The organism is Nocardia asteroides, from assembly GCF_021183625.1.
In the GTDB taxonomy this organism is placed as follows: Bacteria; Actinomycetota; Actinomycetes; order Mycobacteriales; family Mycobacteriaceae; genus Nocardia; species Nocardia asteroides_A.
This window is the reverse complement of record NZ_CP089214.1, coordinates 1756074-1771874: the sequence shown is the minus strand read 5'-3', so window position 1 is coordinate 1771874 and position 15801 is coordinate 1756074. Positions and strand designations below refer to the sequence as shown.

The window sequence follows — 15801 nt, the reverse complement described above, 5'->3', positions numbered from 1 at the left end:
CAATGAGCGAATGCGAATCGAGAGATGGTCCGCACCGCGCGAGGGCGAGCCGGTCGAATGGCACGGGCGCTGAGCGGCGATGTGGACGGGGTGCTGCGCTCGATGCTCGAGCTGTACGGCGCGGGCAGCCCCGACGCGAACCGGGCGGCCGGGCCCGCCTTCGCCGTGGCGACCACGGAGCCCCGGGTGGCGGGCGCGGGCGCGGGCGGGTACACGCAGGCGGAGGGGATGCGCAGCTCGATCGCCGATGCGCACAGCAGGCGCGACGGCGTGGTCGGCAGCACCGTCGGGGAATCCGGCAACGGCACGGTGCACGGCCGCTCCCGGCTGACCGATCAGCTCGCGGATTTCCGCAGCCGGGTGCAGGCGCTCGCCGCGCTCGGCGGGGCCAGGTTCTCCGGCCCCGCGCTGCTGGACGCCGCGCACACCACGGTCACCAATGCCGTCCGCCAGGTCGACGCCGACGTGGCCGCGGCCCGCAAGCAGGCGTCGCAGATCATGCCGCCGGAGGTGCCGCTGCAGAAGTTCACCCGCGCCGTCCCCGCGTCCAGGCGCAGGCGCAACCGTTCGCGCTCCGGCTATCGTTCCCGCTCCCGGTCCGCGAACCGCAACGGCCGCACCAGGGATGTTCCCGCGATGTTCCGGGACGACGGCACCGCGGGCAGCGCCGCGGTGCAGGCCGCGTTCGGCCAGATCGGGCTGGACTACGTGTGGGGTGGCGGCGGCGCGAGCGGGCCCACCGGCGGCGGTTTCGACTGCTCCGGGCTGACCCAGTACGCCATCGCGCAGGCCTCCGGCGGCGAGGTGATCCTGCCGCGCACCACCTACGACCAGATCTACAGCGGCAGGCAGGTGCCGATGGATCAGGTGCAGCCGGGCGACCTGGTCTTCCCGAAGGACTCGTTCAGCTCGCGCGGACCGGAGCACGTGCAGCTGGCGGTGGACCGCGACACCGTCGTCGAGGCGCCGACGCCGGGCGAGAAGGTGAAGCGGACGTCCATGCCGGACCAGGCGATCATCGTCCGGGTGCTGCCCGCCGGGGGAGCCGGGCGTGCCGATCGAGATGCCTGACGAGGCCGCCTTCCTGCTCGACCTCATCGGCGTGCCGTACCCGGCGCTGGACGAGGACGGCGTGCGCGCGCTGGTGCACCACATCGACGCCGATGCGGTGCGGCACCGCGTGCGGCTGCTCGAGGAGCTGCTCCGGCAGGTGTCGGTGCTCGCCGGGGTCGTCGCGGCACTGGAGCGCACCGGAAGCGGGGTGGTCGCGGAAGCCGGGACCGGCGCGCCCCCGCTCACGAGTGCGCCGTCGCCCGAAGATGGGGGAGCGGAGGGGAAACGGGCGAACCACACCCCCTGGCGCAGACCCCCGCGCACCCCGGCGAATGTCGAAACCCCCGTGACCGGGCAACGCCCCCGCACCCCCTGGCGAACCCACCGCCCCGCACCGAGCGTCACCGTCCCCTCGGTCCGCCACCCCCGCCCCCGCGACGAGAACGGCTGAACCCCGGAAACACCGACGGAGACCGGTGGCGTCCGACACCACCGGTCTCCGTGGCCGGAAGCGGGATCCGCCCGCGTCCTGAGAGGGGTTCCGGTGGTTACCGATGCCGTGCCGGCGTCACCGGTAACCGCCGGTGTGCGGATCGGCAGGATGAGGGTCTGACCGATCCGTCTCAAACCTTACACTTGAACAACGGCACACGCAACGATGTACACCTATGAGACGTCATATAACCGCTTCCCAGCGGTGGGAAGCGCGCGCAACCGGTCCGCGGGGGCCGGAACCTATCGTTCTCGCAGGCGAGATCGGCGGAAGGGAAATCCGAGTTGTCAGCGGCCGAGGACGCGTTCTACACCGGGGTTCAGAATCTGGGACTGGTCACCGGTGCGGCGCGCAATGAAGAGCATGCGAGGGCCGCGTTCCGGGCGGCCACCGATCTCGATCCGGATATGTGCGATGCCTGGCTGGGCCGGGCGATGGCGGGCGAGGTCACCCCGGAGGTGATCTACGGCGCGTTCCGCTCGGTGCACAACCTGTACCGCGATCAGCAGCGCGCCGGGCTGGTCGACCGCGCGCTGTGGTGCCAGGTGGAGATCGGGATGTACGGGCTGCGGGTGGCGATGGCCGACCGCGACCAGATCTCGGTCGCGCAGGCCTGCTCCTACGCCGCGGACGGCGAGTGGGCCGAGGCGGCCACCATCCTGGAGAGCGTCCCGAGCGACGACATCGCCGACTTCGTGCGGATGTCGCTGTACTTCCGCACCAAGCGCTGGCCGGACGTGCTCGCCGCGCGCACCGCCCGCCCGGTGCTGGAGGACGGGCTGCTCGACATCGCCGCCGAGCTCATGGCGGCGACCGCGCTCGCGCACACCGGCCGCACCGGCGAGGCGCTCTCCCGGGCCCAGCGCATCGTCGACGACAGCCGCTCCGGCAACCTCTCCTACATCTGGGCCGACGCGCACTACCTGCACGGCATGCTGCTGCGGCACAACGGCGACCACGAGGAGGCCGACCGCATCCTCGGCGGGCTGCGCAGCTCGGCGCTCTGGCCGGACCGCCCGGAGTGGCAGCAGGCGCTGCGGGACAAGGGATTCCGGCTCGAGGTCGCCACCGCCGAGATCATCGCCTCGCGCACCGACGTCTGGGATCCGGCCACCGGCCTCGACCCGGCCGAGGCGGCGGCATCGGCGGCAAAGGCCGAGCGCGACACGCTGCTCGCGGAGGCGTCGGAGCTGCTGCAGGCGCAGATCGGCATGGACTCGGTGAAGGAGCAGGTGGATCGGCTCAAGTCCGGAGTGCTGATGGACCAGGTGCGCGCCAAGCGCGGCCTCGCCGTGGACGCCAGGTCGCAGCACCTGATCTTCTCCGGCCCGCCGGGCACCGGCAAGACCACGATCGCGCGGGTGATCGCGAAGATCTTCGCCGGGCTCGGCGTGGTGGAGAACGCCGACGTGATCGAGGTGTCCCGCAACGACATGGTCGGCACCCACCTCGGCCACACCGCGCCGAAGACCAACGCGCTCATCGACTCCGCGCTCGGCGGGGTGCTCTTCATCGACGAGGCGTACACGCTGATCCAGGAGGGGCTCTCCGGCGGCGACGCCTTCGGCAAGGAGGCGGTGGACACGCTGCTGGCCCGGATGGAGAACGACCGCGACAAGCTGGTCGTCATCATCGCGGGGTACGAGGACCAGATCGACCGCTTCCTCGCCTCCAACGAGGGGCTCGCCTCCCGCTTCACCAAGCGGATCCGGTTCGCCAGCTACGAGGCCGACGAGCTGGTCCGGATCGCCGATCACATCGCGCGCAAGAAGGATTCGATCCTCTCCGGCGAGGCGCGCGAGGCGCTCCGCGAGCGCTGCGCGCACCTGGCCGCGAACCTGCGGGACGGCCGCAGGCTGATCGATCTGGCAGGCAACGGGCGCTTCGTGCGCAATGTGGTGGAGGCCGCCGAATCCGAGCGCGACTACCGCTTCACCCGCACCAATATCGATGTCCTCGCCATGACCGACGAGGAGCTGATGACCATCGACGTGCTCGATGTCGCCGGCGCGCTGGATGGCCTCGCCCCGGTGGCGCGGGCGTGAACCGGCGCCCGGTGCCCGCGCAGCGGAGGGAGTGAGTGGTGGCGCGTTTCCGGGTGGTGACCAAGCACCAGATCTCCGGGTGGCGGTTCCTGCTGCGCCGCATCGAGCACGCGCTGGTGCGCCGGGACGCCTCGATGATCGACGATCCGCAGCGCGGCCGCTCGACGGCGCTCTCGATCGGGGTCGCGCTCGCCTGCGTGGTGATCGCGGGCGCCGCCGTGCTGTCGTTCCTCAAGCCGGCGAAGAAGGTCGCGGACGCGAAGATCGTCTCCGAGAAGGATTCCGGCGCGCTCTTCGTGCGGATCGGCGACCGGCTGCACCCGGCGCTCAACCTGACCTCGGCGCGGCTCATCCTCGGGTCGGCGGAGAAGCCGGTCCCGGTCACCAGGGAGGAGCTGGCGAAGTATCCGCGCGGCCCGTGGGTTGGCATTCCCGGCGCGCCGGGCAGCATCGCCGACACCGCCGAGCGGGATTCGTCCTGGACGGTCTGCGACACCTCGCGCAGCGGCGCCACCGCCCAGGTCGATCCGAGCACCGGGCTGCCGACGGCCAGGCTCTCCGCGCCGCACACCACCGCGATCGGCGGGCCGCTCACCGTGGACGGCGCCACGACACGCGGCCTCGCCGCGGACGAGGCCAGGCTGTTCCGCGACGACAGCACCACCTGGCTGGTCTACACCGACGGCGAGCGCGGAGTCGTCCGCGCCGCCATCGACCCGGCGAACACCGCGGTCGCGCTCGCGCTCGGCATCGATGCGGGCGCGCCGGTGCTCGCCGTCTCGAAGGGGCTGATCGGGGCCATTCCCGAGGCGCCACCGCTGACCGTGCCCGTGGTGCCGGGTGCGGGCGAGGTCGTCACGCTGAACTCCGGGCTGACCATCCCGGTCGGCTCGGTGCTCACCACCTCCGCGCCGGACCAGCCCGCCGCCTACTACCTGGTCTCCAGGGACGGCATGGTGCGGGTGACGGCGTTGCTCGCCGCCGTCGTCCGCAATGCCGACGCGCAGGGCGCGGCCTCGGCCCGCACGGTCGGGCCGGACGTGCTCGCGGCCAACCTGCGGCCCGGCACCTGGCCGGGTACCGCGAGCTACCCGGCCAGGCCGATCCGGCTGGTCGACCCCGAGCGGATCGGGGTGAGCTGCTACCACTGGTCGCGCACCGACCGGGATCCGGCCGCGGTCACCGAACTCCTGGTCGGCACCGGGCTCCCGCTCTCCGCCGATGAGCAGCGCCGCACGGTGTCGCTGGTGACCGCGCCCGCCTCCGGCGGCAGCACCGCCGACGCCGCCCACCTGCCCCGCGACACCGGCCGGTTCGTGCAGGTGACCGGCGCCGACACCGGGTCGCCGCTGCGCGAATCGCTGTACTGGATCTCCGACAGCGGGGTCCGCTACGGGGTCGAGGCCGCGCTCACCGGCAGCGGCACCGATCCGACGCTGACCGCGCTCGCGCTGCGCACCCCGGTGCCCGCGCCCTGGCACATCGTCTCGCTCTTCGCCGTCGGCCCGACGCTCTCCCAGCGCGACGCCCGCGTCATGCACGACGGCATCCCACCGGATCAGCTGGTGGCCGGCTTCGGAGGTCCCTCGTGACGGTGACCCGCCGCTTCGTGCGGCCCGCCAGGATGGTGCGCGGGCCGAAGGCGCCCGCGGTGACCGAGCTGCGCCTGCAACCCCCCACCGAACTGCCGAAACCGGTGCCGCCGTCCCGGCTCAAGATGATCATGCCGGTGGTGATGGTCGCGGCCATGTGCGGCATGGTCGTGATCATGGTCCGCGGCGGCGGCATCGGCAGCTCGCCGATGGCCATGCTCTTCCCGGTCATGATGATGGTCTCGATGTTCGGCATGATGGGCGGCTCGATGGCGGGCAACTCGTCCGGCGGCGCGGCGAGCCTGAACGAGGAGCGCAAGGACTACCTGCGCAGCCTCACCGACAACCGGAAGACGGTGCACGGCTCCGAGGCCGAGCTCTTCGAGTTCCTGCGCTACACCCATCCCGGCCCCGGCGCGCTGACCCGGCTGATCGGCGGCAAGCGGATGTGGGAGGTGCAGGTGGCGCACCCGCAGTTCCTGCGGGTGCGGGTCGGTCGCGGCCGGATCGCCAACCAGGTGCGGGTGATCGTGCCCGAGGCGGCGCCGACCTCGGATCTGGACCCGGTCGGCGTGGTCGAGCTGACCCGGTTCGCGAAGGCGTACTCGACGGTCGGCGGGATGCCGGTCGCGATCAACCTGCTCTCCGCGCCGCAGCTCGGCCTGGAGGGCGACCCAGAGGCGGTCGCCGGGCTGGTCAGGGCCATGATCGCCGAGGCCGTCGTGCTGCACGGCCCGGACCAGGTCGCGGTGGCCGCGGTGCTCACCGACCCCGATGCCGAGCACTGGGCCTGGCTGAAGTGGCTGCCGCACACCCAGCACCCGGCCGACACCGACGCCATCGGGCCGGGCCGGATGATCTACCGGACCGTGAGCGAGCTGCGCGCCAAGGTGCTGGCCGGGCTGAATCGCGGCCCGTTCTCCGCCAACTCCCAGCCGACGCTCGACCGCCAGCACTACCTGCTGCTGGTGGAGACCGCGGGCGCCGCGACCGACCGGGACATCTCCGGCATCGACGGCTGCACCTGGATCCGGATCGGCGCGGCGGAGCAGTACCTGCCGCGCGCGCTGCGCTTCACCGTCGCCGCGGACGGCGCGCTGAGCGAGCTGAGCGCCCGCGGACCGCGCCCCGTCGGCACCGCCGACGCCATGTCGGCGCCGGCGGTGCGCGCGCTCGCCCGCACCCTCTCGCCGTACCGGCTGACCACCGTGGTCGAGGCGGTCGCCGCCGAGCAGGCGGGGACCGGGACCAGCTGGGAGGAGCTGGTCGGGATCGTCGACCCCGGCGACATCCGGGTGGCCAGGCAGTGGCCGCAGCGCCGGGACGCCGACCGCACCCGGTTGAACATCCCCTTCGGCCACGACCCGGCGGGCGGGATCGTGCACCTCGACATCAAGGAGTCCGCCGAGGAGGGGATGGGGCCGCACGGCATGTGCATCGGCGCCACCGGCTCGGGCAAGTCGGAATTCCTGCGCACCCTCGTCCTCTCGGCCGTCGCGACGCACCCGCCGGACCTGCTCAACCTGCTGCTCGTCGACTTCAAGGGCGGCGCCACCTTCCTCGGCTTCGACCGGCTCTCGCACGTCACCGCGGTCGTCACCAACATGGAGGAGGAGGCCGATCTCGTCACCCGCATGGAGGACGTGATCAACGGCGAGATGGCCCGCCGCCAGCGCATCCTGCGCGACGCGGGCAACTTCGCCAGCGTGGCCGATTACGAGCGGGCGCGGGAGCAGGGCGCCGAGCTGGCCCCGCTGCCGACGCTGCTGATCATCCTGGACGAGTTCGCCGAGCTGCTGGAGCAGTACCCGGGCTTCGCCAAGCTCTTCGTCGCGATCGGCAGGCTCGGCCGCTCGCTCCGGATCCACCTGCTGCTCGCCTCGCAGAAGGTGCCCGCCAACCGGATGGGCGAGCTGGAGGCGCACCTGTCGTACCGGATCGCGCTGCGCACCAACCAGACCAGCGATTCCCGCGACGCCATCGGCACCGCCGACGCCTACCACCTGCCGAAGAAGCCGGGCGCCGGATATCTGCGGGTCGGCTCGGGCGAGCTGCAGCGCTTCCAGGCCGCCTATGTCGGGGCGCCGTACGCGGCGCCGGTGCAGAGCGTCGCGGGCGCGCAGCGGGTGCGGCGGGCGGGCGGCGGCTATCGGCCGCCGCAGCTCTTCGTCGCCGGGATGATCACCGAGCACCGGCCCGCCCCCGTCGAGCCGGAACCCGCTGTGCTGGAACCGGAGTCCGGCGTCGACCCGGTGACCGTGATGGAGACGGTGCTGCAGCAGCTGGCCGGGCACGGCAGGCGGGCGCACGCGATGTGGCTGCCGCCGCTGCTGGTCCCGCAGACCCTCGACCGCATGGTCCCGGCGGTGCCGCCGGGCGCGCTACAGGTTCCGGTCGCGCTGGTGGACCGCCCGCGCCAGCAGCGCCAGGACATCTGGTCGGTGGATCTGGCCGGGGCGGGCGGGCACGTCGCGGTGGTCGGCGGGCCGCAGTCGGGCAAGTCGACCACGCTGCAGACCCTGGTGCTCTCCGCGGCGCTGACGCACACCCCGGAGCAGGCGCAGTTCTACTGCCTCGACTTCTCCGGCGGGCTCGCCGGGCTGCGCAGGCTGCCGCACGTCGGCTCGATCGCCTCGTCCCGCGACGGCGACCGGATCCGGCGCACCTTCGCCCTGATCACCAATCTGATCGCGAACAGGCAGACGCTCTTCGGCGAGCTCGGCATCGACTCCATGCGCGAGTTCCGCAGGCGCCGCGGCACCCCGGCCGGCGCGGCCGAGCTCGCGGAACGCGGTGATCGGCACGGCGACGTCTTCGTCGTGGTCGACGGCTGGGACATCGGCTTCGCGGTGAACGGCCCGTACTTCGACGAGTACCTGCCGCTGATGGAGTCGATCGCGCTGCAGGGGCTCAACTTCGGGGTGCACCTCATGGTGAGCAGCTCGCGCTGGGTCGCGATCCGCCCCGCCGTCAAGGATCTCCTGCAGACCAGGATCGAGCTGCGGCTCGGCGACCTCACCGACACGGTGTTCGGCAACTACCGGGCCGCGGTCGCGGCGGTGCCCGCCGAGCGGCCCGGCCGCGGCATCACCGCCGAGGGGCTGCACATGCTGGTCGCGCTGCCGCGGGTGGACGGCACCGGCGACGTCGAGTCCGCGGGCGCCGGGCTGGCCGCGGCCGTCGACCGGCTCGGCGCGCAGTACCGGGAGCGGCACGCGCCCGAGGTCAAGCTGCTGCCCGCGCGGATCACGCTGGCGGAGATCGGCGCCGGGCTGCCCGCGCCCGCCACTCCGGCCGAGCGGCTGCGGGTGCCCTTCGGCATCCGGGAATCCGACCTCTCCGCCGCCACCATCGATTTCGGCGTCTCGACGCACCTGATCGTGCTCGGCTCGTCGGGCTCCGGCAAGTCGACGGTGCTGAGCGCGCTGCTCGCCGCGATCCGGGACCGCTTCGACCCGTCGCAGGCCAGGGTGCTGCTGGTCGACTACCGCAGGCAGCACATGGACGCGCTGCCGGAGGAGCAGCTGGTCGGCTACCTCACCAGCGAGCGGGACGGGATCGACAACCTGCCCGCCTTCGCCGAGAAGATGCGCTCCCGCCGCGCGCCGGACGGTGTCACCTCGCAGCAGCTCAGGGAGCGCTCGTGGTGGAGCGGGCCGGAGATCTTCGTCGTCGTCGACGATTACCACATGGTCGCGCAGCGCGGCGCGCGAAATCCGCTGGAGCCGCTCAAGGATCTCATCGTCGACGGCCGCGACACCGGATTGCACGTCGTCGTCGCGCGCAATATCGCGCAGGCCGACACCGCGATGTACGACAGCGTGCTCGGCCAGATGAAGAATCTGAACTCCTCCGGATTCATCATGGACGGCTCGAAACTGGACGGCATTCTGGTCGGCGATGTGAAGGCGACCAAACAACCCGTCGGCCGCGGAATTCTGGTGGAGCCGTTGCATTCTCGGAAGGATCTCGTGCAGTCGGCGTGGATCCCGCGGGACGAATCGACGGGCTGAGCGCCGTTTTCCCGGCGGTTTCCCAGAGTTGGGAATGCCTTAACGTTTTGTTTGTACCGCTCGGTACGGGTCGACACCCCCGCTTCACTAGGAGTTTCCATGACTGTCGACGTAACTCCGGAACATCTCGTCGTGGTCAGCGGCAATCTCGCCGCCGCGGAAGCGGCGCTCAGCGCCGCGCTCTCGGCGACGCACGCCGCCACCACCACCGCACTCACCGTCACCCTCGGCCCGGAACCGGTCATGCGGTTCTGCGGGCTGCTGTTCCAGGGTTTCGAGACCCCGTTCGCCGGCTGCAACGAGGGCGGCGCCACCTATCTCCGCCGCGGCCACCAGGAACTGCTCCCGGTGAGCACCGGATACGAGACCAGCGATATCGCGGGCGGCATATCGACCGCCGCCGCGGGCGCGCGCTTCGGGAAGTAAACCGATTCGAGCCTGGAAGGAATCGGAGGCGACATGGCACTACTGTTCGATTTCAGCGGGGTTCCGCCCGAGATCAACTCCGCCCGGCTGACGCTCGGCCCCGGCCCCGCCCCGATGGCCGCGGTGGCCGAGGCCTACGCGCTCGCCGCGCTCGCGCTGGCCACCATGGCGGCCGAGTCCGCCGCGGCGATGGGCGCGCTGGAGACGACCTGGCGCGGCCCGGCCGCGCGGCGGGCGCAGAGCGCCTTCCACAACCACGGGAACTGGCTGCAGCAGCAGGCCCAGGTCGCGGCCCAGGCCGCGTCGAGCGCGGCGGGGGTGGCCTCGGCCTGCGCGGCGGCCTACACGACCATGCCGCCGCTCGGGGCGATCCTGGCCAACCGCGCGGTCTCCGCGACCCTCGCCGCCAGCAACTCGATGGGGCAGAACGGCATCGCCATGGCCGCGAACGAGGCGGTCTACATGGCGATGTGGTTCGCCGCGGCCGCCACGATGAACGTCTACGCGGGGGCCGCGATCGGCGCGACCGCCGCGCTGCAACCGCCGGTGCCGCCGCCGCCGATCACCACGCTCAGCGGTGGGAGCGAGGCGCTGCAGACCTTCGGTGAACTGGCCGCCGACGATCTCGGCGGGCCGAACGACACCGGCGCCCGGCTCGAGCGGCTCGCCGACACCGGGGGCGGCGGTGACACGGGTGGTGACACCGGCGGCGGCGACACCGGGCCGCAGGACGTCACCAACCCGGGTGACCCCGGCGGCAACCCGGGCAGCGACATCACGAACCCGCCCGCCGAGCCACCGCAGGCGCCGGGCGATCCGGCGCAGGCGCTCGGCGACGTCGAGCGCGCGGCCGCCGGGCTGCCCGACTCGCTGGCGGACGCGACCACCGGCGGCGGCGACACCGCCCTCGACCAGCACGGCTTCCTCGGCACCTCGCCGTACTCCAGCACCCTCGCCGCGCTGAACGGCGGTGCGCTCGCCGCCGCGGGCGGGCTCGGGCTGATCAGCGGCGGGCTCGGCGCACTCGCCGGCTCCGCCACCGGATTCCGGATGCCGCGCACCTGGACGCCGGGCACCGGCACGGCCTTCGGCGCCGCGCCGAACGCGCCGTCGGCGGCCCCGGTGAGCAGGCAGGCGCCGCGCGGGGTGACCGCGCCGCGGGCCACCATGCGCAGGCGAAGGGACGAGGAGCGGGACGGCAATGTGGCCGTCTTCGTCCCCGGCGGCGAGCCGGATGTGCCGCTGCTGGCGGAGCTGCCGGTCATCGGCGTCATCTCCTACGACGACGAGCCGCAGCAGGAGGACCGGTTCGCCGCCGAAGGCCAGTACTCGGTCGGCGTGCTCGAACCGGCCTACGACTACTCGCCGGTGCTACTCGCCGATCGCCGGGCGTGATCGTGCCGAGGGCGAGTTTCACTAGAGGAGAGGAACCACAATGGCAACTTTGATGAATGTCAGCCCCGAATCGATCCAAGCGTCGGCGGGTAACACGGCGGCCGGGCTCGGTGAACTGGAGAGCCACCTGAAGGGGCTCTCCGGTGCGCAGGACGAGCTCTACGCGGCGGTGCAGGGCCAGACCGGTGACGCGATCTACCAGGCCATGAGCCAGGCGTACGGCTCGGGCAAGTCGCTGGCCGGGACGCTGCAGGAGATCATCGACGCGATGACCGCCGTCGGCGCGAACTTCGACGCCGCGGACCTCGACTCCGCAGGGCAGTTCTACCGGGACATGGGCACCGACGGACATCTCGACACCGGCACCGGTTTCGGTGCGTCCAAGCTGAACACGAATTTCTGACCGGCGCGTTCCCGGCCATCGACAACCGATCACGAGAAAGGCGGCGAACCGATGAGCGGTAAGCCTATCCACGTCAACTTCAGCGCCGCGGACGCGGCGACCGGCAGCGTCGGCTCCCTGGTGGCGGCCATGGAGACGAACACCGCCAACCTGCGGAAGATCTACACGCAGCTGCTGCAGGAATTCCAGGGTTCCGGTGGCACCGGCTACGAAACGGTCATGGCGAACTTCGACAGCAAGCTGACCGCCTACGACGGCAGCGTGAAGAACGTCAAGAACAAGCTGGTGCAGAACGTCAATACCGGCGGTATCCACCACGAGACCGATATCGCGCAGGGCAACCGCTTCCTGGGCGTGTAGCGAGCGGATCGGCATCGTTCGTGGAGAGCGACCCCGTCGCGGTCGATCTGAACGTCGACGCGGCGCTGCTGCTGCAGGAGCTGGCCGGCATCGAGTCCTACCCTCCGGTGCTGGCCGTGCTCCCGAACATCTACGACCTCGACGATCGGCACCGGGTGCGCGTCGCCGTCGCCGCGGAGCTGAGCGAGCTCGGCATCGTGGTCGGCGGCGCCGTGCACCCGGCGGTCGAGCGCTGGCTGCACTGCCTGCATCGGCCGGACGTCGAGCTGGTGGCCCGGATCGTGGACACCGGGCTGACCGGTGGCGAGCGGACCATGCTGCGGTTCTCGCTGGTGCGCAGCGCGAAGGAGCACGTGCTCGCGCTGCGCTGCGGGGACAGCATCGTGATCCAGCCGGTGTTCCAGGGCGGGCGGGAGCTGCGGAACGTGACCGCGGCGCTGACCGCGGCGCTCGGGTTCCTGCCTCCGGTGCGGTTCGAGCCGGTCAGCGCGGACCTGGCGGAATTCGAGGCGGTGCCGGACGATCCGGCCGAGCGGCGGGCGGCGCTGCTCGCCCTCGGCGCGCACTCGCACAGCGCCGCGGTGCTGACCCGGGTGCTCGGCGAGGTGGTGCGCCGGGCCGAGATCGTCGCGGTGCAGCACCGCGACGGCGGCTCGACCGCGACCGAGGTGTGCCTGAGCGTCCTCGACACCGTCTCCGGACGGCTGGTCGTGATTCCGCACCTGGCGCTGGACGGCCGGGTCAGATCCACCTTCGCGCCCGGCGACGACGCCGCGGTGCACGCGGGGGTGGCCGCGCTGCTCGAGCTGCTGCCGGGGCGAAGCTGGTTCGACACCAGCCGAATTCAGTGAGAGAGAGGAATCGGATGCCGAGCACCAATGGCCATTCGACCGAGTCGGTCCGGCCGCTCGGCGGCTACGACGCGTACTTCGCGCAGCCGGACGCGGCGCTGGCCGCCCCGCCGCGGGCCGGCAGCGGCGATCCGGCCGCGCCGGTGCCCGCCGAGCCCTTCCAGGTGCCGGACGCCGCCCGGCTGATCGCGCAGTCCGGCGCGGCCGCGCCCCACTCCGTCGCGCCCCGCTCCGCCGCGCCGCAGGTGACGGAGGCGCAGGTGACGGAGGCGCCGGAGACCCCCGCCGGAACGGCCACCGGACTCGAGCGCCGTGCCCCCGCCGACGACGCGACCGGGATCGCTCCGGCGATCGGCGTCAGCGCCGGCGAAGCACCGGCCCCACGATCCGCGCCGGAATCCGGCCACCTTCGCGTGCGCGCCGAACTCGGCACACCGGAGCCCGACCGGCCGTGGACACCACCGGAAACCAGGGCGCTCGACCCCGCGCACGTGCCCGAATCCGCCCCCGCGTACCCGAATTCCGATGAGCCGCGAGCGGAGATCCGCCGGTACACGGCGCCGTCGAGGGCCCAGATGGCGGCCCGCAGGCGCGGCGAGTACCCGGCTGAACCGCAACGCGCCGAGTACGCCGTGGCGGAGCCGACCCCGCTGGTCCCCGAGCGCATCGAGCGCGCCGCCGAGCCCGCCGCGCGGATCGAGGTGCTGCCGACCACGCTCACCTCGATGGATCTGCTCGCCGATATCGCCGCCGCGAACCGCGCCAGGCTCCGCTCCACCACCGGCGTGCGCGGCGCGCTGAACAAGGTCGGCTTCCGGCTCGGCCTCTCCCCGGCCGAGCAGCGGGTCGAGGAGCGCCGCGCGCGCATCCGCCGCCAGCTCACCTCCACCTATCAGATCGCCGTGGTGAGCGTGAAGGGCGGCGTCGGCCGCACCACCACCGCGGCCGCGCTCGGCTCCACCTTCGCGGCGCTGCGCCCGGACCGGGTGGTCGCCATCGACGCCAACCCCGACTTCGGTGACCTCGCCACCCGCACCAGCCGCCACCCCTACGGCCTCACCCTGCGCGACCTGGCCCAGGCCCCCGACCTGGACGCCTTCTCCGCGGTGCAGTCGTTCACCTCGATCAACACCGCCGACCTCGCCGTGCTCGCCTCGCCGTGGACGACGGAGGCCACCGAGCCGCTCTCCGGCCACGAGTACACCACCACCGTCGAGGTGCTGCGCAGGCACTTCAACCTGCTGCTCGTCGACTGCGGAACCGGCGTGCTGGACGCCGCCTCGGCCACCGTGCTGCGCGCCAGCGACGCCGTCGTGGTGGTCACCCCGGCCACCGTCGGCGGCGTCACCGGTGCCGTCGCCACCCTGAACTGGCTCGGTGCGCACGGGCTCGGCCGCCTGGTCGCGAGCTCGATCGTCGCGATCGTGCACCACCAGCCCGCCAAGCCGACCGTCGAGGTGGAGGCCATCGAGCAGCTCTTCGCGACCGCGCAGCGCCCGACCCGGGTGCTGCCCTACGACGCGCACCTGGCCGAGGGCGGCGAGATCGACCTGCGGTTGCTCGACGGCGAGACCGCCGCCGCCTTCGAGGAGCTCGCCGCCGAGCTCGCCGACGGCTTCCCCGGCCACCGCCCCGGTGACCAGGGCGGGTGGCGATGAGCACGGCTGTCGCGCCGCCCGCCCCCGTCACTCCGCAGGCGTCGGCCGAGGTGGCCCGCGCCCGGATCGCGGTGCTGGTGGCGACCTACCAGGTGGACGTGGTGGTGCCGACCAGGTTCACCATCGAGACCTTCATCGACGACCTGCTCGCCGTGCTCGCCGCCGCCATCGACGACGAGGCCGTGGATTTCGTTCCGCCGCAGGGGCAGTGGAGCCTGGCCAGGCCCGGCGAGCCGCCGATGCCGCGCTGGCGCAGCCTGGCCGACCACGACATCGCCGACGGCACCGTGCTCATGCTCGCGGCGATCGAGTCGGCGGAGGTCTTCACCCCGGTGGTGGAGGACATCACCGACGCGCTCGCGCAGATCAACGAGCGCGAGTTCGCCGAGTTCGATCCCGGCACCGCGACGATCGTCGGGCTGGCCGCGCTCGGCGCGGGCGCGACCGCGGTGGCGACGCTGCTCGCCCGCTCCTGGTTCGCCTCCGGGTCGCTCGGGTGGTGCGCGCTGCCCGCGCTGCTGCTCGGGCTGAGTTGCTGGGGCGGCGCCGTGCTCGCGTTCCGCCGTGCGGCCGAGCCGAGGCTCCCGCTCGGGCTGGTGCTCGCCTCGATACCGCTGCTCTTCGCGGGCGGCGCCATGCTGGTGCCGCCCGCCTACGGCGAGCCGGGGCCGTTCGCCGCCGCGAACCTCGCGGCGGGTGCGGTGGTCGCCGCGGTCGCCGCCGCGACCATGCTGCGGCTCACCGGCATCGGCACCGCCACGCTCACGGCGGTCACCGTCACCGGCGCCGTGCTCGCCTGCGCGGCACTGCCGCTGACCTACCTGGAGCTCGGCGTCGCCCAGGTGAGCGCGGGCGCCGCCCTGGTCGGCATCGTGCTGCTGACCTCCGCGCCCCGGCTCGCCGTCGTGATCGCCCGGATCCGCCCGCCGGACCTGCCCGACCCGGGCACCGAGGTGGCGCCGACCACGCTCACCGATCTGTTCGACGCCGAGACCGGCCGGGCCGTCGAGGAACGCGACCGGCCACGCGTGGCGTCGGAGCCGGGGATCGAGGAGCGGGCCCGGCTCGCGGTGACCAGCCTGCGCGGCCTGGTCGCCGCCGTCTCCGCGGTACTCGCCGCCGCGGTGGTCGGCACCGCGGCGGCCGCCCCCGGCGGGATCAGGGAGCTGGTACTCGCCGCGGCCGTCGCGGGCATCCTGGCGCTGCGCTCGCGCTGGTTCCCGGACCGGGTGCAGGCGATCGCGCTGCTCACCGCCGCCACGGTGGTGGTGGCCGCGATCGGCATCCAGCTCGCCGCCACCTACCGCACGCCCGGCGCCGATCTGGTGGTCGCCGTCGTGGTCACCGCGCTGGCCTGCGCGGGCTGCGTGGCCGCGCTCCGGCTGCCCGGCAGGCGGCTCTCGCCGGTCACCAGGCGGATGATCGACTTGCTGGAGTACGCGCTGATCCTGGTCGTTCCGGTGATCGCCTGCTGGATCATGGGCATCTACACCGCCATGCGGAGTCTCTGAT

12 protein-coding genes are annotated in these 15801 nt (G+C 72.8%); all 12 read left to right on the top strand.

All coding sequences use genetic code 11. The features are described from left to right. Positions 1-57 precede the first annotated feature (57 nt). The 12 genes from LTT61_RS08575 (at position 58) to eccD (ending at position 15800) form a co-directional block, all read left to right on the top strand. On the top strand, positions 58-1071 hold the full coding sequence (locus LTT61_RS08575) for a C40 family peptidase (RefSeq protein WP_233019392.1): 1014 nt from the start codon (positions 58-60) through the stop codon (positions 1069-1071). Next, complete coding sequence (locus LTT61_RS08570) at positions 1052-1504, top strand: hypothetical protein (RefSeq protein WP_233019391.1); 453 nt, start codon at positions 1052-1054, stop codon at positions 1502-1504. Before LTT61_RS08575 ends, LTT61_RS08570 begins: the two co-directional genes overlap by 20 nt. A 326-nt stretch (positions 1505-1830) precedes the next feature. Next, complete coding sequence (gene eccA, locus LTT61_RS08565) at positions 1831-3591, top strand: type VII secretion AAA-ATPase EccA (protein ID WP_233019390.1); 1761 nt, start codon at positions 1831-1833, stop codon at positions 3589-3591. A gap of 38 nt (positions 3592-3629) precedes the next feature. After that, the gene (gene eccB / locus LTT61_RS08560) at positions 3630-5183 is read left to right on the top strand and encodes a type VII secretion protein EccB (protein ID WP_233019389.1); all 1554 of its coding nucleotides are present in this window, start codon (positions 3630-3632) and stop codon (positions 5181-5183) included. Further along, on the top strand, positions 5180-9196 hold the full coding sequence (gene eccCa, locus LTT61_RS08555) for a type VII secretion protein EccCa (RefSeq protein ID WP_233019388.1): 4017 nt from the start codon (positions 5180-5182) through the stop codon (positions 9194-9196). The genes eccB and eccCa overlap by 4 nt, the downstream gene beginning before the upstream one ends. A gap of 99 nt (positions 9197-9295) precedes the next feature. After that, the gene (locus LTT61_RS08550) at positions 9296-9622 is read left to right on the top strand and encodes a hypothetical protein (RefSeq protein ID WP_233019387.1); all 327 of its coding nucleotides are present in this window, start codon (positions 9296-9298) and stop codon (positions 9620-9622) included. 33 nt (positions 9623-9655) lie between these two features. Next, positions 9656-11017 (top strand): PPE domain-containing protein, encoded by a 1362-nt coding sequence (locus LTT61_RS08545; protein ID WP_233019386.1) that lies wholly within the window; start codon positions 9656-9658, stop codon positions 11015-11017. Between the two features lie 40 nt (positions 11018-11057). Beyond that, on the top strand, positions 11058-11420 hold the full coding sequence (locus LTT61_RS08540) for a WXG100 family type VII secretion target (RefSeq protein ID WP_233019385.1): 363 nt from the start codon (positions 11058-11060) through the stop codon (positions 11418-11420). A 51-nt stretch (positions 11421-11471) separates the two neighbouring features. Beyond that, positions 11472-11780: a WXG100 family type VII secretion target gene (locus tag LTT61_RS08535; RefSeq protein ID WP_233019384.1), complete on the top strand. Its 309-nt coding sequence runs from the start codon at positions 11472-11474 to the stop codon at positions 11778-11780. A gap of 20 nt (positions 11781-11800) precedes the next feature. After that, positions 11801-12631, top strand: a complete 831-nt coding sequence (locus tag LTT61_RS08530) for an ESX secretion-associated protein EspG (RefSeq protein ID WP_233019383.1) — start codon at positions 11801-11803, stop codon at positions 12629-12631. Between the two features lie 14 nt (positions 12632-12645). Continuing rightward, positions 12646-14289, top strand: coding sequence for an AAA family ATPase (locus tag LTT61_RS08525; protein WP_233019382.1), 1644 nt, complete (start codon positions 12646-12648; stop codon positions 14287-14289). Beyond that, a complete protein-coding gene (eccD, locus tag LTT61_RS08520; RefSeq protein ID WP_233019381.1) occupies positions 14286-15800 on the top strand; it encodes a type VII secretion integral membrane protein EccD in 1515 nt (504 codons plus the stop codon). Before LTT61_RS08525 ends, eccD begins: the two co-directional genes overlap by 4 nt. Position 15801: the final 1 nt, after the last annotated feature.

What these genes read in the sequence shown, in the direction of transcription:
- LTT61_RS08575 (WP_233019392.1), top strand. Translation starts at nt 58, where the DNA reads ATGGCACGGGCGCTGAGCGGCGATGTGGACGGGGTGCTGCGCTCGATG.
- LTT61_RS08550 (WP_233019387.1), top strand. Translation starts at nt 9,296, where the DNA reads ATGACTGTCGACGTAACTCCGGAACATCTCGTCGTGGTCAGCGGCAAT.
- LTT61_RS08545 (WP_233019386.1), top strand. Translation starts at nt 9,656, where the DNA reads ATGGCACTACTGTTCGATTTCAGCGGGGTTCCGCCCGAGATCAACTCC.
- LTT61_RS08540 (WP_233019385.1), top strand. Translation starts at nt 11,058, where the DNA reads ATGGCAACTTTGATGAATGTCAGCCCCGAATCGATCCAAGCGTCGGCG.
- LTT61_RS08535 (WP_233019384.1), top strand. Translation starts at nt 11,472, where the DNA reads ATGAGCGGTAAGCCTATCCACGTCAACTTCAGCGCCGCGGACGCGGCG.
- LTT61_RS08525 (WP_233019382.1), top strand. Translation starts at nt 12,646, where the DNA reads ATGCCGAGCACCAATGGCCATTCGACCGAGTCGGTCCGGCCGCTCGGC.
- eccD (WP_233019381.1), top strand. Translation starts at nt 14,286, where the DNA reads ATGAGCACGGCTGTCGCGCCGCCCGCCCCCGTCACTCCGCAGGCGTCG.